Source organism: Parazoarcus sp. PS-13 R2A, assembly GCF_057621855.1.
The window spans coordinates 14,985-39,343 of the sequence record NZ_JBYEXN010000031.1 but is presented as its reverse complement, the minus strand read 5'-3'; the positions used below and the strand labels follow the sequence as shown (position 1 = coordinate 39,343).

At 61.3% G+C, this 24,359-nt stretch carries 18 protein-coding genes; 8 read left to right on the top strand and 10 right to left on the bottom strand.

Translation table 11 applies throughout. The features are described from left to right. Positions 1-213 precede the first annotated feature (213 nt). On the bottom strand, positions 214-1,110 hold the full coding sequence (locus AC22G6_RS20400) for a LysR family transcriptional regulator (RefSeq protein ID WP_487368298.1): 897 nt from the start codon (positions 1,108-1,110) through the stop codon (positions 214-216). A 131-nt stretch (positions 1,111-1,241) separates the two neighbouring features. On the opposite strand from AC22G6_RS20400, the gene dctP reads away from it, so the two are divergent. The 6 genes from dctP to AC22G6_RS20370 all read left to right on the top strand — a co-directional run bounded on the left by dctP (position 1,242) and on the right by AC22G6_RS20370 (position 8,260). Next, on the top strand, positions 1,242-2,264 hold the full coding sequence (dctP, locus tag AC22G6_RS20395; RefSeq protein ID WP_487368297.1) for a TRAP transporter substrate-binding protein DctP: 1,023 nt from the start codon (positions 1,242-1,244) through the stop codon (positions 2,262-2,264). A gap of 83 nt (positions 2,265-2,347) precedes the next feature. After that, the gene (locus AC22G6_RS20390) at positions 2,348-2,836 is read left to right on the top strand and encodes a TRAP transporter small permease (RefSeq protein ID WP_487368296.1); all 489 of its coding nucleotides are present in this window, start codon (positions 2,348-2,350) and stop codon (positions 2,834-2,836) included. Then, complete coding sequence (locus AC22G6_RS20385) at positions 2,833-4,128, top strand: TRAP transporter large permease (RefSeq protein WP_487368295.1); 1,296 nt, start codon at positions 2,833-2,835, stop codon at positions 4,126-4,128. The genes AC22G6_RS20390 and AC22G6_RS20385 overlap by 4 nt, the downstream gene beginning before the upstream one ends. Positions 4,129-4,138: 10 nt before the next feature. Continuing rightward, positions 4,139-5,737 (top strand): sulfatase family protein, encoded by a 1,599-nt coding sequence (locus AC22G6_RS20380; protein ID WP_487368294.1) that lies wholly within the window; start codon positions 4,139-4,141, stop codon positions 5,735-5,737. Positions 5,738-5,837: 100 nt separating this feature from the next. After that, entirely contained in the window at positions 5,838-7,553 is a 1,716-nt protein-coding gene (locus AC22G6_RS20375) for a SulP family inorganic anion transporter (protein WP_487368293.1), read from the top strand. A gap of 173 nt (positions 7,554-7,726) precedes the next feature. Then, positions 7,727-8,260 (top strand): hemerythrin domain-containing protein, encoded by a 534-nt coding sequence (locus AC22G6_RS20370; RefSeq protein WP_487368292.1) that lies wholly within the window; start codon positions 7,727-7,729, stop codon positions 8,258-8,260. Positions 8,261-8,532: 272 nt separating this feature from the next. On the opposite strand, the gene AC22G6_RS20365 is transcribed toward AC22G6_RS20370, so the two are convergent. From AC22G6_RS20365 to AC22G6_RS20355, 3 genes are all read right to left on the bottom strand, one after another. Then, the gene (locus tag AC22G6_RS20365; protein WP_487368291.1) at positions 8,533-9,258 is read right to left on the bottom strand and encodes a DUF1499 domain-containing protein; all 726 of its coding nucleotides are present in this window, start codon (positions 9,256-9,258) and stop codon (positions 8,533-8,535) included. 152 nt (positions 9,259-9,410) lie between these two features. Further along, on the bottom strand, positions 9,411-10,580 hold the full coding sequence (locus AC22G6_RS20360) for an MFS transporter (protein WP_487368290.1): 1,170 nt from the start codon (positions 10,578-10,580) through the stop codon (positions 9,411-9,413). A 100-nt stretch (positions 10,581-10,680) separates the two neighbouring features. Then, positions 10,681-11,913, bottom strand: coding sequence for an MFS transporter (locus AC22G6_RS20355; RefSeq protein ID WP_487368289.1), 1,233 nt, complete (start codon positions 11,911-11,913; stop codon positions 10,681-10,683). A 127-nt stretch (positions 11,914-12,040) separates the two neighbouring features. On the opposite strand from AC22G6_RS20355, the gene AC22G6_RS20350 reads away from it, so the two are divergent. Next, entirely contained in the window at positions 12,041-12,955 is a 915-nt protein-coding gene (locus AC22G6_RS20350; RefSeq protein WP_487368288.1) for a LysR family transcriptional regulator, read from the top strand. A 238-nt stretch (positions 12,956-13,193) separates the two neighbouring features. Here the strand turns inward: AC22G6_RS20350 and AC22G6_RS20345 are convergent, their stop codons facing one another. From AC22G6_RS20345 to AC22G6_RS20325, 5 genes are all read right to left on the bottom strand, one after another. Next, positions 13,194-14,186, bottom strand: a complete 993-nt coding sequence (locus AC22G6_RS20345) for a zinc transporter ZntB (protein WP_487368287.1) — start codon at positions 14,184-14,186, stop codon at positions 13,194-13,196. Between the two features lie 444 nt (positions 14,187-14,630). Then, complete coding sequence (locus AC22G6_RS20340) at positions 14,631-16,037, bottom strand: efflux transporter outer membrane subunit (protein WP_487368286.1); 1,407 nt, start codon at positions 16,035-16,037, stop codon at positions 14,631-14,633. Beyond that, positions 16,034-19,177, bottom strand: a complete 3,144-nt coding sequence (locus AC22G6_RS20335) for an efflux RND transporter permease subunit (protein ID WP_487368285.1) — start codon at positions 19,175-19,177, stop codon at positions 16,034-16,036. Before AC22G6_RS20335 ends, AC22G6_RS20340 begins: the two co-directional genes overlap by 4 nt. Positions 19,178-19,184: 7 nt before the next feature. Beyond that, a complete protein-coding gene (locus AC22G6_RS20330; RefSeq protein ID WP_487368284.1) occupies positions 19,185-20,399 on the bottom strand; it encodes an efflux RND transporter periplasmic adaptor subunit in 1,215 nt (404 codons plus the stop codon). A 97-nt stretch (positions 20,400-20,496) separates the two neighbouring features. Next, positions 20,497-20,940, bottom strand: coding sequence for a MarR family winged helix-turn-helix transcriptional regulator (locus AC22G6_RS20325; RefSeq protein WP_487368283.1), 444 nt, complete (start codon positions 20,938-20,940; stop codon positions 20,497-20,499). Positions 20,941-21,955: 1,015 nt separating this feature from the next. On the opposite strand from AC22G6_RS20325, the gene AC22G6_RS20320 reads away from it, so the two are divergent. Beyond that, positions 21,956-22,810 carry a DNA-binding protein gene (locus tag AC22G6_RS20320; protein WP_487368282.1) on the top strand — a complete coding sequence of 285 codons (855 nt, stop codon included), beginning with the start codon at positions 21,956-21,958 and terminating at the stop codon, positions 22,808-22,810. A gap of 300 nt (positions 22,811-23,110) precedes the next feature. Here the strand turns inward: AC22G6_RS20320 and AC22G6_RS20315 are convergent, their stop codons facing one another. Beyond that, positions 23,111-24,349, bottom strand: coding sequence for a DUF6531 domain-containing protein (locus AC22G6_RS20315; protein ID WP_487368281.1), 1,239 nt, complete (start codon positions 24,347-24,349; stop codon positions 23,111-23,113). Positions 24,350-24,359: the final 10 nt, after the last annotated feature.

The following is a 24,359-nucleotide window of genomic DNA, read 5'->3' as shown; positions in this document are numbered from 1 at the left end:
AGCCCTGGCGCATTTCCGCGACCGCGCCGAACTGCAAGGCTGAGCAGGAGCGGAGCGCATGCGCGAGGCGTCGAAGCTCCTGCGGATGCGCTTCTCACAGGCCGCCGGCAAGGACGTCTTCGATGCGGTTGAAGTCGAGATCGTCAAGGTACGCACGTAATTCCTGAGAGGTGCTGAGCGGGGGCATCGGTTCGCCGATGCCCCCGCATGCGTTCACGCCCGATCGCCGGAGGCGCTGAGGGATGAGGCGATGGCCTGGATGACGGGCGTGAAGCGTTCGTCCATCTCGCGTAACCATGTAAGGTTTACGCCGTATTTCGGCAGCCCTTCGCGTAGACGGATCGGCCGCACGGTGCCCGGCTCGATAGTCTTCAACAGGCAGGGGTGAGGCACCAGGCAGAACAGGTCGCTATTGGCTACAAGGGTGAGCAGGATGTGGTAATCGTGGCATTGCACCACCACGCGTGGTGGCGGCAGTTTTCGAACCTGATGGGCCTCCTCGATCACGTGGCCAACCGTTCCGAGATTGCCTGCGACGGCCCATCTCGCGTCGCGAATGTCCTCGAGCGTGGCCAGTGAGGGCACGGGGTGGCCGGTACGGACGTAAACCGTCGGTTCGCTCATATGAAGCGTTCGCCATTGCAGATCGGCAGTGGCCTCCTTGCGCGCATGGGGTGCGATGATAAGGTGCAGGTCTCGCTGCCTCAGGCGACTCATCAACTCGGGGGCGCTGCCGCTGATCAGTTGCAGGAAGCCATCCGGATGGTGTGCGTGCCAGACCCTTTCGATCCCAGACCCGTAGAGGAGTGCGGATGCCGGCGCGAGACCGATCCGCAAGGCAGTGACGTCCGCACCGATTGAGCCGTCGCGAGAGCTTCCGGGCTCCGCGCTGAGCGCATCAAGTTCGGCCTGAAAGCGGACCGCTGCCTGCACCGCCCGATAGGCCTGTGCATTCGGCACGAGGCGCTGCCCGCTCTTTTCGAACAGTTTTACTCCGAGCGACTTCTGCAGTTCGGCAACCGCCTTCGACACAGCCGGCTGAGTGACGCCCGCATGCTGGGCGGCAGAGGCGAAACTGCCGTGCTGGAGGATGAGCTCCAGGTACCTCAACTGGCTTTTATACATAACTCTGAGGTTATAAACTCGATCAGTGAATCATTGCTTGCCATAAGCTCGAATAATAACCTTCTGTTCAGGCCTCGTAAGATCAAGAGCCCATCCCGCCCTTCCCGGAGAGAGACATGCTACGCAAATTCCTTACCACGACCCTGATGGCCGCTGCCGCCTTCACCGCCGTTACGGCTCACGCCGAGACCAAGCTCCTGATGAATGTCTTCGTACCGCCCGGACACTTCATGCACGAGGTCTTCCACGAATGGGCTCGCGATGTCGAGAAAGTGACCGAGAACCGGGTCGATATCGAGTTCGCCGCCGGTAGCCTGGCGCCGCCGCCGCAGCAGTTGCAAGGGGTTGCGTCCGGCGTATTCGACGTTGCCTTCGCGATCAATCCCACGATCAAGAGCAAGGCCCCCTTGCTGGAGATCTCCTCGCTGCCTTGGCTCGTGAGCGATGCGGAGGCTGCATCGATCGCCGCCTGGCGCACGTATGAGAAGCACTTTGCATCCAAGAACCAGTTTCCTGATGTGCAGCTGCTGTCGATTTTCAATTTCTCCGGCGGACAGCTCTACAGCACGACGGATACGCCGATCAATTCGGTCGATGAGCTCAAGAAACGCAAAATGTGGGCGCTCTACGGCGAGGCGGCGGATCTGCTGAAGAATCTCGGCATCAGCCCGATTACCAGTCCTGCTGTGCAGGTCAGCGAGTCAGTGGCGCGCGGGGTGGTCAATGGGTATTTCGGCCTCATTCTTGAAGCCGTAATCGACTTCAAGACGGCGCCCTACACCAAGTCGATCACGCTGTTTCCGCGCGGTGTGACCTCGTCGGGTTTCTCGCTGTTCATCAATAAGCGCAAGTGGGCTTCGATCAGCGAGGCAGATCGCAAAGCGATCATGGCGCTCTCGGGCGAGGCATTTGCCCGGCGCGCAGGCAAGGCTTCGAACGCAGCTTCGGTCGCTGCCTTGGCAGAACTGAAGGCAGCCAATATCCAGGTTCTCGACGCTGATCCCAAATTCTTCGCCGAACTCGAGCGCGCGGCAGAGGCTTCTTACGAGCAGTTTGAGCGCACGGCGGAAAAGGCTGGCCTCGACGGCAAGGCTGTTCTCGCTGACTTCCGCAAAGAGTACGCATCACTCGCCAAGTAACGAGACGGCACCCCAATCCGCGCCGGTCACGCCGGCGCGGTCGTGGCTGGCCCCTTCAATTCGTTACGCTCAGGAGGCTTTTCATGGCAACCCAAACATGGGCACGCCCGCTTTACCGCGTCGGTCAGTTCGTGGGCGCGTTGGCAGTGATCGTGATCGCGCTGCTGACAGCAGCAGATGTCGTCATGCGTTATTTCTTCAACGCCGCCATTTTTGGTGCGGCCGAGGTTGCGAACGCCCTGCTGGCCATCGTTGTCGGCGCAGGTCTGATCGTGGTCGCGGCGCAGCGCATCCACATCTGCGTGGACCTTTTCGAAGGGCCGCTTCGCAAGCGCTTTCCGACACTCTATTCACGCTGGGTCTTCGGAACCGAGGTCCTGGGTACCGCGGCTCTCGCGGTACTGCTGGCCCAGCACGCCTGGCACACCATTGAGTTCGGCGAGCTCACCGCGGTGCTGGAGTTTCCGATTGGTTGGATTTTTGCCTTGGTTGCGTTGTTCGTGACCATGGCGCTGGCTGTCCTGATCAGTGGCTGGCGCGCCGACGACTTTCACAAGGAAGATGAGCAATGAGCGTCGCTCTGATTGGTTTCGCAGTCCTCGTTGCCCTGAGTTTCACCGGAATGCCGCTGGCTTTTGCCACTTTGCTGGTCGGTTTTGTGGGTTTCGGCCTGATTCGAGGGTTGGACTCGGCAATCGCCATGTCCGGGCAGCAGATCGGCGAGATGATCGTTAATCCCAATCTCGTGGTCGTTCCGATCTTCGTTCTGATGGGCGAGTTCATCCGCCGCGGCGGGATTGCGGACGAACTCTATGAATTCGGGAATGCGCTCGTTGGCAGGCTGCGCGGTGGCCTGGCGATGTCGACTGTCCTGGCCTGTGGTGCCTTCTCGGCAGTGTGCGGCAGTTCGGTCGCCACCGCGGCAACCATGACGAAGGTCGCGATGCCGCCGATGCGCCGCTACGGCTATCACGACAGCCTGTCCGCCGGCACGGTTGCCGCAGGGGGCACGCTGGGCATCCTGATACCGCCCAGCATTCCGATGGTCATTTACTGCATCTTCGCCCGTGAGGACATCGGGCGCATGTTCATCGCCGGCATCGTGCCCGGGGCGCTGATGATGCTCGCCTTCATGGTCACGATTGCCCTGTGGGCGAGGTTACGTCCGGACGCCGCGCCGACGGGGAGCGCCATGAGCTGGGCCCAGCGCTTTGCTGCACTGAAGAAGACCTGGGCCTTCGTGGTGTTGTTCATGGTCGTGCTGGGCGGCATCTATCTTGGCGTGTTCACCGCGACCGAGGCCGCCAGTGTTGGCGCCATAGGGGCGTATCTGTTTGCTCTCGCGAGGGGGGCGATGCGGACTGGCAAGGAGTATCTCGAAATCATCGGCGGCGCGGTCGGTATCAGTGCGTCGATTTTCGCCATCGCCTCCTGCGCGCTGGTGTTCTCGCAGTTCATCAACGTCACCGGCTTGCCCTTCGCGTTGATGGAGATGGTTGGCAGCTGGGAGCTATCGGGCATTCAGCTGATCCTCGCGATTGGCGCTCTGTGCATTCTGCTCGGCATGGTGTTCGAGGCGCTGGGCATCCTGGTGCTGATCGTGCCGATGTTCCTGCCCACGCTGCAGGCTCAGGGCGTTGACATGATCTGGTTCGGCGTCGTGGTGATCATCCTGATCGAACTTGGGCTGATCACGCCACCCGTCGGGGTGAACGTGTTCACGGTCAAGGCCGCACGTCCAGACCTGAAGCTGAGCGATGTCTTCATCGGTGTCACGCCTTTCGCCATCGCGATGCTGGTCACTGCGACACTCATCCTCATCTGGCCCGAAATCGTCGTCGGCCTTCCCAACCTGATGCGATAAGAGACACGACATGCGACCCAATTTCCTGATCTTCATTACCGATCAGCATCGCGCCGATCATCTCGGCTGCTATGGCAATCCGATCGTCCGCACGCCCAACATCGACGCGCTTGCCCAGGATGGCGTGTGCTTCGATCGTGCCTATGTCGCCACACCGGTGTGCATGCCGAACCGGGGTTCCATCATGACCTCGCGCATGCCCTCAATCCACGGTGCGCGCAGCAATGGCGTCCCGTTGCCGCTGGAGTCGGTGACCTTCGCCGACCTGCTCGGCGAATTCGGCTACCGCACTGCGCTCGTGGGCAAGAGCCACCTGCAGAACATGGAAGATGCTCCGCCGGTGCTCAAGCCACGGGAAAACCTGTCGGGGACGGAAAAGTCCGCGACCTTTCCCGAGTCGCGTCGCGGCACGATCGACGATCCTGCGTACTGTCAGGAGTTGAAAGGGAGCTGGTCCGACCCGTCCCACAAGCTGACGCTGCCTTACTATGGCTTCCAGGACGTCGTGCTGTGCAACAGCCACGCGGACGAGTGTTTCGGCGACTGGTTGCGCTGGCTGCAGCGCGAGCACCCCGAGCTTGCCACGCAGCTCGGCCGCGAGCATGGCGTGCGCGATCCGGATTTCATCTCGCCCCAGGCCTGGCGGACACACCTCGACGAGTTCCAGTACCCCACGCACTTCATCGCAGATCAGTCGCAGAAGTGGATCCGCGAGCATGTCGAAAACCATCCGGACAAGCCTTTCGCCCTGATGTGCTCGTTCCCTGATCCGCATCACCCGTGGACGCCACCGGGGCGCTACTGGGACATGTACCGTCCTGAAGACATCCCGCTTTCGCCCAGCCTGCTTCCCGCCGAGGAGCAACCGGCCCACGTGCGCTGGCTGATGGAAGAGCGCAGCCGGGGGGCGGCCAAGGTCGATGGTCAGCGGCTGTTCATGGCCTCACCGCGCGAGATCCAGGAGATGACCGCGCTCACCTACGGCATGATCACCAACATCGACGACCGCATCGGCATGGTGATGGAAACACTGCGCGAATGCGGCGCCGACCGCAACACGGTGGTGATCTTCACCTCGGATCATGGTGACTTGCTGGGCGATCACGGCATCGTGCTGAAGGGGCCGCTGCATTACCAGGGGCTGGTGCGGGTCCCCTTCATCTGGCGTGAGCCCGAGGGGGAGGAGGCGTCGTCTCCGGCGCGGCGCGACGATCTCGTGTCCTCGCTCGATCTGCCTGCGTCGATCCTCGCGCGTGCGGGGATCGCATCGCCCAACGGGAGTCAGGGCAAGGCCTTGTTCGACCCCGTGGGAACGCAGCTCGACTCCATGCGCGATGCCGTGCTGATCGAGGAAAACCAGCAGCGCGCCTACCTCGGTTTCGACACGCCGGTGAAGGTCCGGACGCTGGTTACCGAGCGCTATCGTCTGAGCTTGTTCGGCGATGCGGAATGGGGTGAACTGTACGATCTGCAGGACGATCCGCACGAAATCGACAATCTGTGGGACGCCCCCGCTGCGACCGGGATCAAGGCGGCGTTGCTGCAACGGCTGGTTCGTGCGCTGATGGAGCACGCCGACAGCAGCCCCAGTCCGAACCGGATCGCCTGATCGACCGGCGGCAGGACTTCATCCGCACCGCCGTTGGGGCGATCGCGCGGGCTCAGTGCCCGCCCGGTGGTCCAAACGGCGACATACCAAGATGATCCCGATGAGCCATTTCCCGCTTCGCACGCTGATTCCCGCCGGCGCGGCCTGGTGGCGCGACATTTCGCGGCAGACCCTGCGTGCGGACCTGCTCGCCGGTCTGCTCGGTGCGCTGCTCGTCTTGCCGCAAGGGGTGGCATTCGCCCGCCTGGCGGGCCTGCCGCCGGAGTACGGCATCTATTCAGCGCTGCTGCCCTGTGTCGTCGCCGCATTGTTCGGCTCGAGCCGCCACGTCGTGTCCGGCCCGACGAATGCCAATTCCCTTGCACTCTTTGCCATGCTCTCGCCGCTGGCGATTCCAGGCAGCCCTGATTACATCGAGCTCGTTCTGGTGACGACTTTCATGGTCGGCCTGATGCAGTTGCTGGTCGCGATCTTTCGTCTCGGGGTGCTGGCCGATTTCATTGCACCATCGGTACTTGTTGGCTTTACCGCCGGCGCCGCCTGTCTGATTGCCTATCACGCAGGGCTCGATCTGCATGGTCTTGCCAGAGAGAACAGCGTTCCATGGACAGAGCTTGCAGTTGCAGTGGCGACGCTGGTCGTCACCTTTGCCGTCTCTCGACTGCGTCCGCGATGGCCTGCGATGTTGCTCGGACTGATTGGCGGTTACCTGTTGGCGACAGTCATTGAGGCGCGTTTGGGGCTGCCGGTCAGCCAGATGGGTTCGATCCCCGCGATCCTCCCCGCGTTGACCCTGCCCAGCTTCGATGCAGGGCGCCTCGGCGACCTCATCGGCATCGCGCTTGCACTGTCGGTGGTGGCGATGGCCCAGTCGGTCTCGATTGCCAAGGCCATCGCGGATCGTTCAGGCGACCACTTCGACCCGAACCGCGAGTTCCTCGGACAGGGGATGGCAAATGTCGCGGCCAGCTTTACGTCCTCCTATCTGGCGTGCGGCTCCCTGAACCGGTCGATGCCCAACTTCGAGGCAGGCGCCCGTACGCCGCTTGCGGCGGTGTTCTCGTCGGCGATACTCCTGGCGCTGGTCGCCGCGAGTGCCTCGCTGCTCGAGCGTATCCCGATGGCGGCCATCGCAGCCCTGTTGCTCTACGTTTCCTGGACCTTGATCAACGTCGGACGAATTCGCGAGATCGCCGGGTTCGGCTTTCAGGAGGCGACGTGTCTGTTCACGACCTGGCTTGCAGTGCTGTTCATCCGGATCGAGCTGGCGATCCTGGTTGGGGTCGGCTTGTCGCTGCTGTTCTATCTGTACCAGACCTCGCGCCCTGCGATGCATGCGCTTGTTCCGTTCGGTGCCGATCGACGCTTTACGCCTGTCCAGGAGATCGACGGGGCCATTGAGGAATGCCCTCAGCTCAAACTGGTCCGGATGGAAGGTTCCGTCTATTTCGGCGCAGCACGTCATGTCAGTGAGGCACTGCGCTGCTATCGGGAAGACAACCCGGGGCAGAAACATCTCCTGGTCATGGCCAAGAGCATGAACTTCATCGATCAAGCGGGTGAAGCCGTATGGCGGAAGGAGTTCGCACAAAGAGAGGCCATCGGCGGTGGTTTGTTCTTCCACCGTCCCCGCACACGCGTCATGGACGCATGGAGACGTGGTCACTCGCTCGAACGTCTCAAGAACGGCCATATCTTCTGGCGCAAGAGTCAGGCTTTGGCGGAACTCATTTCGAAGCTGGATCCGGACGTGTGTGGCAAATGCACCGTGCGGTTATTTACAGATTGTCCGAAGAAGCATGACTCATCGGGGTAGCACGGCGGAAGGGTTGCACGCCCCCGGACTCAAACGGGCGGGGAAGGGCGTTCGTGGCCGCGCGACCGAATACGAGTGCACCAGTATGCGTTGTGACGACACACATCTCCCTTGTGGAAGGGAGCGGTTGTCATGGTGAGAGAGTGTCCAGTGATGAAACCAGGGAGGTGGCAATGAAATCAGAAATCGATTCGGCTCCAGTCGGGAGTTTTTCGGGGTGTCATGCGGGGATCATCGAGCATATGGATGCTTTTGCCCGGCTGCCCGCGCTGCTGAAGCCGGCTGAAGAGGCCCGCAGCATCGCGGAGAGAATCCGGCAGTTTTTCAGTGATGTAATACTTACGCACCATCAGGAAGAGGAGCGCGAGCTCTTCACCGCAGTGATGGCGAGTGCGTCAAGTGGTGAAGAACTGGAACAGGTTCGCACGATCATTACGCGACTGACTGCCGAGCATCGTGAGCTCGAGCGTTGCTGGGCAAGGATTGAACCCCAGTTGAAGACGCTTGCACGTGGCGAACTCGTTCCCGTCGATGCTCAAGCGATCGATCAGCTGACAGTGGGGTACAAAGCGCATGCGGAATACGAAGAGCAACATTTCCTGCCACTGGCTGAGAAAATCCTGGGGCGAAACGAAAATCACATGGCGGCACTCGGCATGTCGCTGCACATGCGTCGGTCCAGCAAGCGGGCGGTAGGCTATATCTGAGATGCACGCAAAAAAGCGCATCCGACTCGCCTTGCTGGCCCGACCCGCGGAGATCTGTCTCATCGAAGCCATCTGACCCCGGTGAGCACCATTCGGAGTGGATCCCCCTTGATTCCATCGCCCGCATCAAAAAGCCAGCCCCCCAAGTCAGTCGGGCGGTCTGGCCATTTCGCTGGATCGAAGATCCGGTCCGGAATGTCCCCGTGTCGTGGCCGAGCGTGAGTGCGGCAAGGCTGGCTGGCGGGCCTGCGCGCTGCGCAAGAGCCTGTATGTCATCCGCGGAACCGTTGTTGAAAGTCGCGAATACGGGCGGCGTTGACGCCTTGGTCGCTGCGCCCGACTCTTGATACTCCGCGCATATCGACGCGACTTCCATCTTCCTGTGGCGTCACGACAAGCACAACATCGTCTGCGAAATAGAAGACAGAGGTGCGAGCAGTTGCCTCAATGCGGCGACGCTCCGCGTCCGAGGCGACGATCTCCCAGCCCATGTCCTGTGCCACCGCCAGTGCGCGCTGGTACGCGGCGTCCGCGGGCAGGTCTGTTTCGAGCGGCGCGATGTCCGGATAGGCGGAGGCTTGGGCCCTGGCCAGGTCGGGCCCACCGTATTCAAGCGTATTGCTGGCCCCCGCGCGGGTTTCATCCAGCACCTCGAACGCCGGTGGGCTGACCGTGTCGGTCGAAATGTCGTGAATTGGCGCCGCGCGTTGCGTTGGGTTGAGTGTCCCGGCGATCAAAGGTGCCAGGCAGGCCAGCCCGACGAGTACGGCAACGCCGCCCAGAACGGCCCCGGTCTTTTCCTTGCGAACCAGGTGGACGATCAGCGCCAGCAGACCCACGCCGAGACTGATCGCGCCCAGTGGATTGAGGTAGGTGCGATAAAGCCCAAATCCCGTGACCGGCTCCCACAGCCCCAATCGCGCGCCAAACAGCATCAAGGCCACGCACAGTGTACCGATGCTGGCGATGAGGATGGCGATTTTTCCAGTATGTTTCATTCGTTCCAAAGTCCTCTGTTTACCTGATTCAGTTACTCAACAGACCTGTAGCGGCAGACCTGTAGCGGCAGACCCCGTTCCCGTGGCGACCTTCAATGTCGCTCAGGCTCGCGCGACGTCATTCACCGCAGACGGGCATTGGGGTCAGCGTGTTACTGCGCACTCAGCACCCGACGCTCATTTTTCCAGATCAGCAGGTAGATCAGCGTGAAGACGCTTCCTGCAAGTGCCATCAGGCTAAAGACCAAAGAGGTCTGCCCCGGCACGAACTCCAGCAATGAGGTCAGAAACTGGCCAGAGAAGATGGCCATCGACAGGTAGGCCAGATTGCGGCCACGACGCGCGGCTGGCGTTCGCTCAACGGTCATGTGGTTCGCCAGCGGAATCGTGAAGCCGAAACCGGTACCGGACAAAAATGCGCCGAGACCCATTACTCGCATGTCTTCGGCCATGCCGAACAGGATCAAGCTGATCGTGAAGCAGAAAAACGCCAGGGGCAGGGTGATGCTCTCGCCGATCAGACCGACAATGCGGGGCAGCATCATTGCCGCCATTACCACGACCAGTGCGATGCTTGCCAGGAAGAAGCCGATCTCCGCCTCGCTCATTCCCATGCTGGACAACTTCAGGGGCAGCAGCACAATGGGTGTGAAAAACAGCATCATCGCTGCTGCGGCTGCCAGGTAGACCCTCCCCATGCCGGCACGGGACGCCGTATCTGCAGCGAAGCCCGTCTCCTCATTCGAGGGAGTGCGACTCGGTACCCATGCGCGCAACATCAGGAGCATGACCCAGGCCAGCAAGTAGATTGCAAAGGGCCAGTGCCAGCCGATCCCCGCCAGAACGCCAGCGAGCATGAGGAACAGGGCACCACCCAGTTCGATGGCCATGCCCTGCTGGGCGAGCATCTTCAGGCGCGCCTGCCCCTGATACCAGTGCGAGATCAGGCTTGTGCCGGAGACCATCACGACGGCTGTCGCGCCTCCCAGCAACACCCGGTCGGCAAACACCGGTACTGAGCCTTCCAGCATGGCCCCGGCGATGCCCAGCAGACCGTAGCTGACCAGCCCCATCTGCAGAGAGGCGTAGGCACCCACATGGTCGATCAGCTTTCCTGCCAAGGGCGCAAAGAGAATCACGCCCAGCGCCGGCAGGGTGACCAGCCAGCTGGCGTGACCACTGACACCAAGCGCAGAAGAAATGATTGCCAGGCCGGGCGCGACGACCGTGCCCACCATGATGGTCAGGCTGGCCACCGCCAACAGGGTAAAGCGTCCGAGTGGCGAGAGAGAGGCCAGTGAAGTGTCGGGTTTTTCAATCATGAACAAGATCCGTTTCTGACAGGCCGGTGGCGGGTTCCCCCGCTGCGGCGCTATCCAGTGGTGTAAGGCCCGTGTTTGGGAGGGCCAGCGTTGGGAAAACTCAGGCTGCTGCCAGCTCGACGCTCATGTCTGTCCTGCGCATCGCAATGTGAAGAAGCAGGGCACTCATCGACAGTGTCACGGTGAGTGCCATCACACCCGACCAGCCATATGCCGTCATCAGCTGCACGCCGAAGGCCGAGCCTGCTGCGGCACCGAGGTAATAGAACAGCATGTACACAGCATTCAGACGGCTCTGAGCAGCGGGTTCGATTGCGAATACGCGGACCTGGTTGGGCACCTGGGCGGCGAAGACGCCGAGGTCTATCAGCACGATGCCTGCTATCAGGCCGACAAGTGAATGCTCGAAACCCCACAGCACCAGGCTGCCGACCAGCACCACCAGCAGTGCCAGGAAGATCGTCCTCCAGGTGCCCAGCGGCACCACCGAGCGACCGGACGCCTTGGCGCCGAGAATGCCGGCCATGCCCGCGAGGCCGAACATGCCTGCCTGCTGCAGGTTCAGGTCGAGCGGCGCATTGGTCAGGTGCAGGGCCAGGCTAGCCCAGACAGCGTTGAACGCGGCAAACCACAGCGCGCCGGTCAGTGCCGAGACCCTGAGCAGGGCGTGCTGACGAAAGAGGGTGAACATGGAGCCGATCAGCGCGGGGTAACGCATGCCGCGAACCCGCGAGCGTTCGTCTGGCAGCAGGCGCCACAGCAACAATCCCCAGATGAGTGCGGTGGACGCCGCCATCCAGTACACGGCCCGCCAGCCCATGTGCTCGGCGACGCTGCCGCTGAGCACACGTGACAGCAGGATTCCGGCGGTCAGTCCGCTCATCAGCGTGCCGAGTACCCGCCCACGTTGCTGGTGTGATGACATCGAGGCGGCCAGGGGAATCAGTTGCTGGGTGATATTGGCGCCCAAGCCCATCAGAAAAGTGCCGAGCACCAGAATCACGCCATTCACGGCGCTGGCCTGCAGCACCAGTGCGCCCACCAGCAGGCAGGACAGCAATGCAATCAGCTTTCGGCGTGGCATGACATCGCCCAGGGGCGAGATCAGCAGAATGGCTGCTGCGTAGCCGACCTGGGTGGCGAAGGGCACGAGCCCCAGCTGCGTGTCGCTCAAGGTCAGGCCATCACGGAGCGCTGGCAGCAAGGGCTGATAGTAGTAGAGGTTGGCTGCCGTAAAGGCCACGGCTGCGGCCATCAGTAGCAGCAGCAGGAAGGAGGGCGCGTCCGCGCCTGAGGGCGATCCTGATGCCGCGTCAGAGTGTGTAGATGACATATTCAATGGTTCGGTGAATGTGCACGCACAGCGAGCAAGACACAGACTCTAATGCCACCCGTTTCATAACGGAAATGTTGATATAGTATTTAACCTATAGCGAGTTTGTATTAATCAGGATGTGGTGATGGAACTCAGGACACTCAGAACCTTTGTGGCAGTGGCGGAGTTGCGCAATTTCTCGGAGGCCGCACGCCGCTTGCACACGGTTCAGCCGGCCATCAGTCGGCAGATTGCCGAGCTGGAGGAGGAGCTGGGTACCGCCCTGTTGTGGCGCAGCACGCGGGAAGTGAGGGTCACTGCAGCCGGTGAGGTCTTGCTGGAGGATGCGCGTCGACTGCTGGCGCTGGAGGGCGAGGCGCGTGATCGGGTGACGCGTGCCGCCAAAGGTCAGACCGGACAGCTCCGTATCGGCTACATGAGTTCGGCCACCGCGCGCTTCATGCCTGTCCTGCTCCGCCATTTCAGCCAGCGCCATCCCGATGTTCACGTAGAGCTGTTCGAGATGACCGCCCAGCAGCAGCTTGAAGCCTTCGCCCGTCACGAGATCGATCTGGGGCTGTCGCGTCCGCTGCCCGAACCCGCCCCATTTGGTCTGGAAAAGCTGTTGCTCTATCAGGACCACTTGATGGCAGTCCTGCCCCAGGAACATCCTTTGGCCAAGCGCAAGCGGCTGTCACTCAAGGAGCTGGCCCGGGAAGACTTCGTGCTGTTCGTGCGCGGGCAGGCCAGTGGTCTGTTCGACACAATCATCAGCGCTTGCGGGGAGGCGGGATTCTCTCCGCGAGTGGTACGCCAGCCAACTCAGATGCAGACACTGCTGAGTCAGGTGGCCAGCGGCATGGGGGTGGCGATTGCGCCGGCCTGTATTCGCTACCTGCAAAGCGACGGCTGTGTCTTTATCAAGCTTCAGCCGGCACCGCCCGCTGTTGCGCTGGAGCTGCACTATCTCGCGCAACCACTGCGGCCGACGGTCAAAGCCTTCGTAGAGGAAATCAGCCAGATGCGCGAACAGATCAAAGCGCAGATGGAACCCGAATGACCCGGCCTGGCTCAGTGCTCAGGTTCTCCCGTCATTGGCCGGGAAAATACGATCGCGCGCGGGAGCCGTCCGACGCTTCATCGATCGATTGACTCTGCCCCTTTGATTCCTGCCTGCGGGTGCCCGGAGAACAGGAATGGCGGGAGCGGGTTGCGATCTCATCCGCCCCGAGCCGGGCGGTCAGTGACAAGTGCGATTGGCGTCGCAGAAGCGACGCCCGACCAGGCAGCGACGACCGCTAGAACCATTTCAGGCGGCGCATCACCAGGATCTGCAGGAACACCAGCACCAGCAGGAAGGCGCTGAGTGCGGCAAACGCCCAGGGCGTGTCCTGAGCGCCAGGCAGGCCATCCACGTTGACGCCGAGCAAGCCGGTGATGAAACCCAGCGGCAGCATGATGGTGGCGACGATGGCGAGCATGTACATGTTCCTGTTCATCGACTCGGCCACGCGGTTGGCCACCTCGTCCTGAATCACAGCGGCCCGTTCGCGAATGGCGTCGAGGTCTTCGACGTAGCGCATGGTGCGATCCGAGATTTCGCGCAGCTGAGCCTTGTGCCGCTCGTGCAGCCATTCAACAGGTTCCCCCTGGATGCGCGACAAGGCCTCGCGCTGTGGCGCCAGGTAGCGCCGCAGGCTGATGGCCTGGCGCCGCAGCGACGCCAGCCGGGTCCGCACATCCTCGCGCTCTCCGGTGACCACCTGCTCCTCGAGGTCGTCCGCTGCCTCATCGAGTTGCTCGATCACGGGCGACATGCGGTTGACCAGCAGGCCCGCAACCTCCACCAGAAAATCCCCGGTGTCGCGTGGCCCTTTGCCCCGGGTGATCTGTTCGCGGATGTCGTCGATGGCCATCAGCCGGCGTCGGCGGGACGTCACGATGCGCCCGGGTTCGAGCCAGATGCGCAGCGACACCATGTCGTCGGGATCGGCGCCGGGGTTGAGGTTGACGCCCCGCAGGTTCACCAGCAGGTTGCCGTCCATGGCCAGCGCGCGCGGCCGCGTTTCCTCGGCCAGCAGATTGTCGGCCACCAGCGCATCCAAGCCGCTGCCTTCCTGCAGCCAGGACCGGGTCGCCTCTGCCGACCGGTTGAAATGCATCCACAGCAGACCGTCACCCGGTCGCCAGGCACGCACGCCGTCCCAGCCGGCAGCCTGCCAGCGGCCGTCTGGCTGCTGCAGGTAGGCGCACACCAGACCGTCTTCGTCGTTGCTTTCGTTGGTTCCCACGGCATTCTCCAGATCGCTGGAATCAAAGGGGTCAGAGTCGTTTGATCGACAGCTTCCGTGAAGGGCTGGCCATAATGCACAGGCACATGCGCAGCCGCAACCACCAAAGACCTGTCCGTGGGGCGTCTGTGCTCACCTCCCTGGTGCCTGGTTACGTGCCCTTGATCGGTGAAGTCACCCGTAGCGCTCCAAAGCGCGTCGGTCGCGGGGGCAGGGCGTTCCGTCACATGTTTTTGAACGTGTGACGTAAGGAGTGGAAGACCACGGACACGGGCCGCTTCAGAAACCGGCAAGGCCGTCGGCTGGCGAATTGCCAGCGATGACGGCAAACTCATCGGCGTCGTCCGACTTCGGCTTCATGGTCATGACGCCGACGGACTCGAGGCGTGGTCGTCGTCGGTGACCACCATCCGGCCCCGAAATAGCGACTTGTTCAGCGATCTTCTAAGGCTGCCATCCGCCGCCCATGACGCGGTACAGCGCGACCCAGTTGCTGGCCTCCTGCAGTCGCGTAGCGATCATGTTCTGCTGCGCGGTGTAGTAGGCGCGTTGCGCCGTCAGCACTGAGAGCGAGCTTTCGAGACCCTCACGGTAGCTTGCTTCGGTCAGGACGTAGATCTTCTTGTTGGCTTCCAGCGATGACTGGCGTGCGGACAACAGTTCGCCCATGTTCTGCTGCGTTGCCAAGGCATCCGCGACTTCCTTGAATGCGGTCTGAATGGTGAGTTCGTAGTTCGCCAGGGCTGCATCGCGTGCAACCTCAGCGACGCGTACATTGGCCTCACCCGAACCGCCGTCAAAGACCGGCACCGATACGATGGGTATGAAACTCCATAAGCCGGTGCCGCCACTGAAGAGTTGCGACAACTCGCTGCTGTAGGTACCGAGGGTGGTGGTAAGCGTGATACTTGGGAAACGTGCTGCGCGGGCTGCGCCAATGTTGGCATTTGCCGCACGCAGGGTGCGCTCGGCAGCCAGTACGTCGGGGCGGCGCTGAAGCAGTTCTGAAGGCAGTTCAGCGGGCGAGGGGATGGAACTGATCAATGGTGTGAGCGGATCTGTTACAGCGGCGCCGGCATCCGCCACCAGAGCGGGGTCAATCGGTTGACCAACGAGCAGGCTCAAGGCACTGAGGTCTTGTGCCACTTGCGTCTGATAAGTGGCGATCTCGGCGCGCGCTGTATCAACGCTGGCTTGTGCTGTAGCAACGTTCAGGCCCGAAGATGTGCCAATCTTGAAGGTGCTCAGCGTCAGATCCAGCGATTTCTGCTGGCTGGCCAGCGTGTCTTTTGCCAGTCGCAGGCTTTTCTGGTCTGCTGCCAGCGTCAGATAGGCGGTAGCCACTTCCGCCACCAGCGTGATGCGCATTGCCCGCAGAGTTTCCTCATAGGACAGAAAGGTTTCCAGCGCCTGGCCGCGCAAGTTGTTGATTCGGCCGAAAAAATCCAGCTCAAAAGCACTGATGCCCAGCGCTGCACTGTAGGCTCGGGAGGTTTCGCCGCTAGTGTGCTCTGCGGTGCCGCTTGCGCTGGCGTCGACCGTCGGTAGTGCGTTCGCTCGGGCAATCCGGAATTGAGCGCGCGCGCTCTCAACATCCAGTGCGGCTTGGCGCAGACTGCGGTTCTTGTTCAGCGCCAGCGCGATGAGCGTGCGCAAGCGCTCGTCGCCGTAGAACTCCTTCCAATTGAGTTCATCAGCAGTTACGCCCCCCGTCGTCGCAGACGGAGCGGTGGGCCAGACGCCCGCTACGGGCGCCACGGGGCGAGCATAGTCGGGCGCGAGATTGACGCAGCCCGTCAGGCCGACGCTGAGGCCCAGCAGCGCGATGCGAGTGAAATGTGCGAGATTCATGGCATGTCCTGTTGAGCAGGTTTTGCTTCGTGTTCGGAACCCTTACCCCACTTGAACAGGTTGTGAACCAGAACGTAGAGCAGCGGCACCAGGAAGATGCCCAGCAAGGTGGCGGAGATCACGCCGCCGGCGACGCCTGTGCCGACTGCATGCTGGCTGCCCGAGCCCGCGCCGCTGCTGATTGCCAGCGGCAGTACGCCCAGGCCAAAGGCGAGCGAGGTCATGACAATGGGGCGCAGGCGCTGCCGGCAGGCAGTCAATGTTGCGGCAACAACGTCCTCCCCCTGGTCGACGGCGGCCTTGGCAAATTCGACGATCAGAATCGCGTTCTTGGCCGTCAGCCCAAGGATGGTCAGCAGGCCGACCTGGAAGTACACATCGTTCTCCAGACCGCGCGCATGCGTTGCCAGCACAGTGCCCAGCACGCCGGCGGGCAGCACCAGCAGCACCGAGAGGGGGACTGACCAGCTTTCGTACAGGGCCGCGAGGCACAAGAACACCACCAGTAGCGAGAATACGTACAGCGCACTGGCGTTGGCGCCGGCCTGGCGCTCTTCATACGACAGCCCGCTCCAGGCCACACCAAAGCCGTCGGCAACCTGTGCGGCGAGGCTTTCCATAATCGTCATCGCCGTGCCCGAGCTGATGCCCTGAGCTGCGTCGCCCTGAATCTGAATCGCTGAGTCACCGTCAAAGCGCGACAGCGTGGGGGCGCCTGTCGTCCATCTGCCGGTGGTAAAGGCCGAGAATGGCACCATGTCGCCGTTGTTGTTGCGCACGCTCCATTTGTTCAGATCTTCCGGCAACATGCGCGCATTGGCGCGCGCTTGCACGTACACCTTCTTCACTTTGCCGCGATCAATGAAGTCGTTTACATAGCTGCCGCCCAAGGCCGTGGAAAGCACACTGTTGAGGTCGCTCACCGCCACGCCCAATGCGCCAGCTTTGGCGTTGTCAATGTCAAGCACGTACTGTGCAGCATCGTCGGGAACGCTGATGCGCACCCCCTGCAATTGAGGGTCCTGGCCTGCGGCCGCGACCACCGCGTTGGCGGCGGCGCTCAGCTTTTGAGAGCCTTGGCCGCTTTGGTCCAGCAGTTGCATGGAAAAGCCCCCAGTGGAACCCAGGCCGGGGATGGACGGCGGTGCCAGGGCAAATACGCGTGCATCCTTGATCTGGCTCAGCGCGCCCATTGCTCTTGCCTGAATGGCGCTGACACTTTGCGAATCCTTTGTGCGTTCGGACCAGTCTTTCAGGCGCAGAAAACCAAAGCCCGCATTCTGGCCGCTGCTGCTCAGCCCAAACCCGGCCACCATGAAGGTGGATTCCATACTGTCTTTCTCGTTCTCCAGAAAGTACTGGTCCACCTGTTTCATGACCTTGAGCGTGCGCTCCTGTGTCGCCCCGGATGGCAATTCGATCTGCACCATCATCACGCCCTGGTCTTCATCCGGCACGAAGGAGGTGGGCAGGCGCATGAAGAGCACGGCCATCACGACGCCGAGCAGTGCATAGAGCAACACGAAGCGGCCCCCGCGCTTGAGCACGTGCGCGACACCGGCCTCGTACCCTTTGGTGGTGCGATCCACCATGCGGTTGAAACCACCGAACATTCTGTTTGCCGCATGACCGCCTGCCGCCGCGGGCTTGAGCAGAGTGGCGCACAGCGCGGGCGTGAACACCAGAGCCACCAGGACCGACAACACCATTGCCGAAACGATGGTCACTGAAAACTGGCGATAGATGACCCCTGTGGTACCGCTGAAGAACGCCATTGGGAGAAACACGGCCGAGAGCACCAGACCAACGCCGATCAGCGCGCCGGAGATCTGGCGCATGGATTTGCGCGTCGCCTCCAGTGGCGAGAGACCTTCTTCGGCCATCAAGCGCTCGACGTTCTCCACCACCACGATGGCATCGTCCACCAGCAGACCAATGGCCAGCACCATTGCGAACATGGTCAGTGTGTTGATGCTGTAGCCAAATGCCGAGAGCAATGCGAAGGTGCCCAGCAAGACCACGGGCACCGCCAGCGTGGGGATTAAGGTAGCGCGCCAGTTTTGCAGAAACAGGAACATCACCAGAAACACCAGCGCCACGGCCTCGATCAGTGTCTGAACCACGCTTTCGATGGAGGTCTCGATGAACGGTGTCGTGTCGTAGGCTGTTTCGACCGTCAGTCCAGCGGGCAAGGTGGCCGAGAGTTTCTCGATTTCGGCTTTGACCGCCGCCGCTGTTTCCGTCGCGTTGGCGCCTGTCGACAGCAGTACTCTCATGCCCGCGGCCGGCTTGCCATTGAAGGTGGCGCTGACGTTGTAGCTGGCACTTCCCATTTCGACATCTGCCACATCGGCGAGGCGCACAGTGGCTGCGCTTGTGCTCGTCACGAGCAGGATGTTTCGAAACTGTTCTGCTGTTTGCAGACGGCTTTGCGCGTTGATGGTGGCGTTGAGCTGCTGCCCCTCGACCGCGGGCAATGAGCCGAGCTGGCCTGCCGACACCTGAGTATTCTGTGCCGCAATGGCACTGCTGATGTCGGCAGGGGTGAGCTTGTACTCGGTCAGTTTCGCCGGATCGAGCCAGACGCGCATCGCATACTGGGCGCCGAGCACATCGACGCTACCCACGCCTGCCACCCGGCTGAGGGGTGTCTTCAGGTTGGAAGCGATATAGTCACCCAGGTCGGCCGAGTTCAGACTATCGTCGCTGGAAACCAGCGCAAGCGCCATCAGCATCTCGTCGCCAGATTTGGTAACCGTTACACCCTCGGTCTGCACCGACTCCGGAAGCGAAGATGTGGATTGCTGCACCTTGTTCTGCACCTGCACCTGCGCGGTGTCGGGGTCGGTGCCAATCTCGAAGGTGAGCTGTACGCTGGCCGCACCGGAAGAGGTCGAAGAGGACGACATGTAACGCAAGCCATCCAGTCCGGTGAGGTTTTCCTCAATGACCTGAGTCACGGAGTCTTCTACCGCTGCAGCCGACGCGCCGGTGTACGTCGTGCTTATGGTAACGGTGGGGGGGGAGATCGCGGGGTATCGGGATACCGCCATTGAGTCGATTGCCAGCAGGCCGGCGAGCATTGCACCAATGGCCAGCACCCAGGCGAAGACAGGGCGGTTAATGAAAAATTGGGACATGGCGCTGTTAATCCAAAGCCGCTGGCGCGGAGGTCGCTGAGATGGACGTTGAGACGGGCTCCTCGCCCGTCACGTTTACCACTGAGCCGGCGCGAACCTTTTGCAAGCCCTCTACGACGACGCGCTCGCCTGCCTTCAAACCCGTTTCCACAATCCACTGGTCGCCCAGCGCCTGGCCTGTGGTCAGCGAGCGCTGCTCGATCGTGTTGTTTGCATCAATCACATAAGCCAGCGCATTTCCCTTGGCGTCGCGGCTGATGGCCACCTGTGGCACCACCAGCGCGTCCTGCATCACTGCGCCTTCGAGCCTTATCTGCCCATACAGGCCAGGCAGCAAGTACCCTTTCGGGTTGGGGAACTGCGCGCGCACCGTCACCGTGCCTGTCGTTTCATCGACGACGGCCTCCGACAGTTTCAACTGGCCCGCGTGCTCATACGTGCTGCCGTCGTCGAGCACCAGTCGCACGACGGCGCGACTGCCATCCAGCTTGACCAGACCCTGCTCGAAACTTTGACGAATACGGAGCAGGTCTGAGGCGGATTGCGTTGCGTCCACATAGATTGGGTCGAGCTGCTGTACCGTGGCCAGCGCAGTAGTCTGATTGGCGGTGACCAGTGCCCCCTGGCTCACGCTGGAGCGCCCAATGATCCCGTTGATGGGTGATGTAACGTTGGCATACCCGAGTGAAATGTTCGCCGACTTCAGGGCCGCTTCGGCCGAAATCACTGACGAAACGGCCTGCTTGTAAGCGGCTTCGGCTTCTTCAGCGCTTTCAAGGCTCACCGCCTCGATCTCCACCAGCTTTTTGTAGCGTGCGGCTTTTGCCTTGGCGCTCGCCAAAGCCACCTTGGCGCTGGCAAGCGTGGCCTGTGCATCGCTTACGGTGGTCTGTGCCGATGTCGGGTCGATCTCATACAAGACCTGGCCTGCCTCCACCGTGCTGCCCTCGGTGAACAAGCGCTTCAGCACGATGCCGCCAATCTGGGGCCGGATCTCTGCAGTGACTGCCGCCACCACTCGCCCGTTCAGCTCCTTCGTAACCGGCACCTGGCTGCGCTCTACGGTATAGGCCGAGACGTTCACCGCAGCGGGCTTGGCCGGAGGAGGTGCTGACTGATTGCCGCACGCGGCGAGCGCCAGCGCGAATCCCGTCGTGGCTATGGCGCGCAGCGCATGGTGCGTTCCGGCGCGCACGCTCTCGGCGCGATAGGGTCTGTGCATGTTGTGGCTCCTTGTGTGCGTCGAAGTCATCGGTCGAATCGGAATACCGGAAGAGCGACCTCGCCGACATCATGTATGACGATATGAAACGTCGTGCTCAAAGTGATTGCGGACACCCGGGCAACGACGCTGATGCGCCTGCATCTGATTTCACTTCGCCGGGCGTGAAACCGCCGAACGCGTTACGTATTTGGCCGGCAAAAGTCGCAAGATGGTCGGCATTTTCAACGCCGATGACCGCGCACATCTCTCTGTCGACCTCTCGCCATTCATGGTGAATTTTCTCGAGCAGACTTTCGCCATACTTTGAGAGCGTTATCACATTGCTGCGGAGTTCGCGTTCATCGACATGCCTTTCGATCAGCCCCGCTGCCAACAGTCGGGACGTCATCGTGCTCATGCTTGCTGCTGTCAGTGAGAATTCACGAGCCAGTTCAGCTTGTGATGCATGTCCCATCCGATCCAGCGCGTCGAGGATGCAGGCCTGCCGGGGCGTCACCCCAAGGTGGGCCAAACGAACGCGCACGCGCTCTTCGACCATGTGGCCGCAATGGATGAGGAGATGGAGGCGGTGTTTTTTTGTTAGCATACTAACGGTTAGTATAGTAACTATCGTCGCAGAGTCAAGCGCTGGTGCGCTAATTGAACTGCCCGGAGCGTGATCAAGTGACCTGCGCGTAACCAGTATCAAGCGAGAACACCACCCCACGCTGGCCTCATCCTTCCCGTCCCGGTCGTCGGCGTGGCCGGTCAGTGTGCGTGGATGTCTCGTGGGATCAGAGCGCTTCGGCACATGTCCTTGGAGGTGTGGCGGAAGGCGTCGAAGACAACGGACGTGGGCAGTTTCAGGGGTTCGCGGAGGGAACGGTCGAACCACTCGCCTCGGACTTGGCCGCTTGCCATCGAGTCGGATACGGTCCTTAGCTGCGGGCGTAGCGTATGGTGTCCGGCCTCGCGGACGGCTGGGCGTCAAGCGTCAGTTGCCGCTCGTCCCTCAGTCTTTTGAAATGTCCGCCGGGATATGGGGACGCAAATGAAAAACGCCCTGAAGTGGGCGTGTTTACTGGCGTTCTGGCGGAGAGGGCGGGAAACTCTAAAAGAATAAAAAACGTCTTTAAAACAATAGCTTATTTTATCGCAGTCGCGTCTTTTTGTACCAGTATTTTGTACCAGTCAGCAGCGCTCGCCTGATCGCTAAAACTATCCCATTTCTAGCCCGAAAAGGCCACCTCGGACGTACGACTCTCATCCAGGCCAGAGTACACGCTACCGAGGGCAAAGATCGTCACTGACGGCGACTGCGACAGATGGGCAGACACGGTTCCGCAAAACTCATCCTGAGTGACCTCAGTGCTGTTTGAGGATCCCGCGCAAGCAGGGGGGACGGACTAGGTAAACGTTGCCCGACCCTTTGGGTTTGTGCCGGGATTGCCTGCCTCGTCAGGCATCGGAAAAACGCTGCGTGGGGAGTTGCCCAAAAACTCCGTAACGTGATGAATGTAACGATACAAAATAACGTTACACGATATTATCCACGGAAAACTGGGAGAACTGCAATGACAGCCACCGCGCGTATCACCCGTGAGACCGTTGCTGATACTGCCGCAGAGATTGAATCGCGCGGTGATACGCCCAGCGTTCGCAAAGTCTTGGCTGTCCTCGGCGGCAGCCCAAACACAATCGCACCGCTCTTGAAAGAATGGCGAGAGAGCCGCCCAGCGGGACGCGCCGCACAGATCGCCATCGACCCACGCATAGCGAGGCTCATTGCTGAGCAGATACGAGCCGCTGAGATGGAAGCTGCTCGTGCAGCACAAGCCCGGCTAGCTGAGGTACTGGATGATGCCGACGTGGTTGCAGAGGCAGGGCGTGCCGCTGAGAAACATGCAGCCGAGCTTGCTATTGAGCTCGAAGCGGTTCGCGCGAAGGTTCAGCAACAGGCAGGTCAGATTGCACAGATGAAAGAGGATGCTTCGCAGGTGAAAGCGGATGCAGTTGACAGAGTGAGAGCCGCGGAGGATCGCGCAGCGGTCGAAGCAGCCAAGGCCGAAGCGGCGCAGAAGGCGCTCGCGCGTGCAGAAGTCAAACTCGAATCACTTCCGAAGCTTGAGGCCGATCTTGAAGCGGTCCGAAATGAGGCAAGGCAAGCCCGAGACCAGGCGAATGCCGCCGAGCATGAGCTTGTGGGTGTCCGTGGCGAACTGAAAGCACTGCAGGCTGCGTTTGAGCGACAGGGCATGGAGTTGGCTGAAGCAAAAGCAGTCGCGAGGGAAGAGCGAAAGCGTGCGGATGCGGCCGAGCGTGAATACGGTAAGGCGAGCGCTCAGGTACAGAGCCAGCAAGTCGCACTCGACGCAGCATCGCAGCGGGTGCGCGATCTGGAAGTCTGGTTGAAGGGAAAGGGGGGTTGATCAGTCCCGGATAGGCGGAAGACCTGCTGTGAAGACCGGACACGAACGAGGAGGCCGCAGCGCTCCGGGTACTCTCAGCCAAGAGGATGTGCTGCAGCATCAGTTCATACAACTGCTCGGTTGACGGGCAGTTCATAAGAGATGTGTCGTTGGGCTCGGGTGTGTTGTCTATTCATTCTTCCGTGCCGATATTCATGCGCAGAATTTTGAAGGGCCGTAGCCGCCCAGGAGCGGAAATTCGTCGTCCCCAGACAGCCTACTGTCGAGGGGCCGCAAAGCTCTGAAACCTGTCGGACGCCATCAGTATCGATCGCGTTTGCAATCCTTAGGCAGCCAGGGCGACCCCGACCTAGAGGGTCGCTCAGCCTTCGCCGGAAGCGGAAGCTCCGAAACCTCGGCCTTTTTCAACTCGTATTCTCCGGTCTCGTTGAGCCTTTGGATGAACTCGTACCGCGAGTGCGCCACCACGCTGTCGCCACATGTCTTCGTCACGGTCGACCAGAAGTGGCCCTTGGTATCCTTGGGGTCGATTTCGTAGGTGTAGTCCTCCCGGCAGTTGCAGCGGTCCACTAAGCTAGTCACCCAGTCGTTGTTCGTGTCGTATTCGAGCCTGACGCGAGAGCCGTCGGTGAAGATGATCTTGACGATGTTGTGCAGGTCGTCGTAGGTGTAGGCGGTCGCGTATCGTTTTGAATCCCTGGAGTAACTGAGGTTGTCATTGTCGCGATATTGGTATTCGGCCAGGGTGCCGTTGGATGCGGTTATACGCCACACTTTCCGGTTGCCCGCGTAATACTCGAATCGGAGTGAGCGGCCTATTCCGTCCGAGACGCTCTTCAACAGGCCGTTGTCGAAGTAGTGCAGCTTGAGTACATGGCCTTCCGTGTCGATCAGCCGCAGCAATCTGCCCTGCCGGTCGAAGTGTTCTTGCGAGCCGTCGTCCCATGTTAAGCGAAAGCTGCCGTCCTGGAACACGACCTCGGCTGAGTATTGCGGCGCGACCTCTCGCGCCTTGCCTTGTTCGACGACCTGCCAGTGTCGCGGCGGCGGGAGGTACTTCCGGCCTTCGGTGGGCTTGGCGAGCAGCCCCAATTCCCGTGCAAGCTCCGTGCGTTTGTCGTCGTATTCGAGCAGTTCCTCGCGCAGTTCCCGGTAGTGCTGGTCATCGCGGTAGCTGGTCTCCTTTGCCTTCTTCTGCCGGATGATCGCGTCGATGACGGACTCCACGCCTTGCCGGGTGAGCGGGGCTGCGCCGAAGACGTCTTCGTTGCCCGCGCCGCAGCTTCTTCTTTTGAGATTGCCTTCCGCCGTGATGGTGAGCGAGGTCTCGAAGTTCGTGCACCAGCCGAAGCCGAACATGCCGTTGAACAGGGTGCGGCTGTTGTAGGTCCTCTCCAGTTTAAGCTCCGCGCCGGCTTCCGGCGCCGGCAAGCTGAAATCGGTCCAAGTGTTCGAGTAGTTCGCGTTCTTCATGTCCACGATGGCAAGAGCGCGGGGGGCGAGCAAGGCGAGGATCAGAAGCGCCGAAAGGCGGGCCAAGTGTATTTCT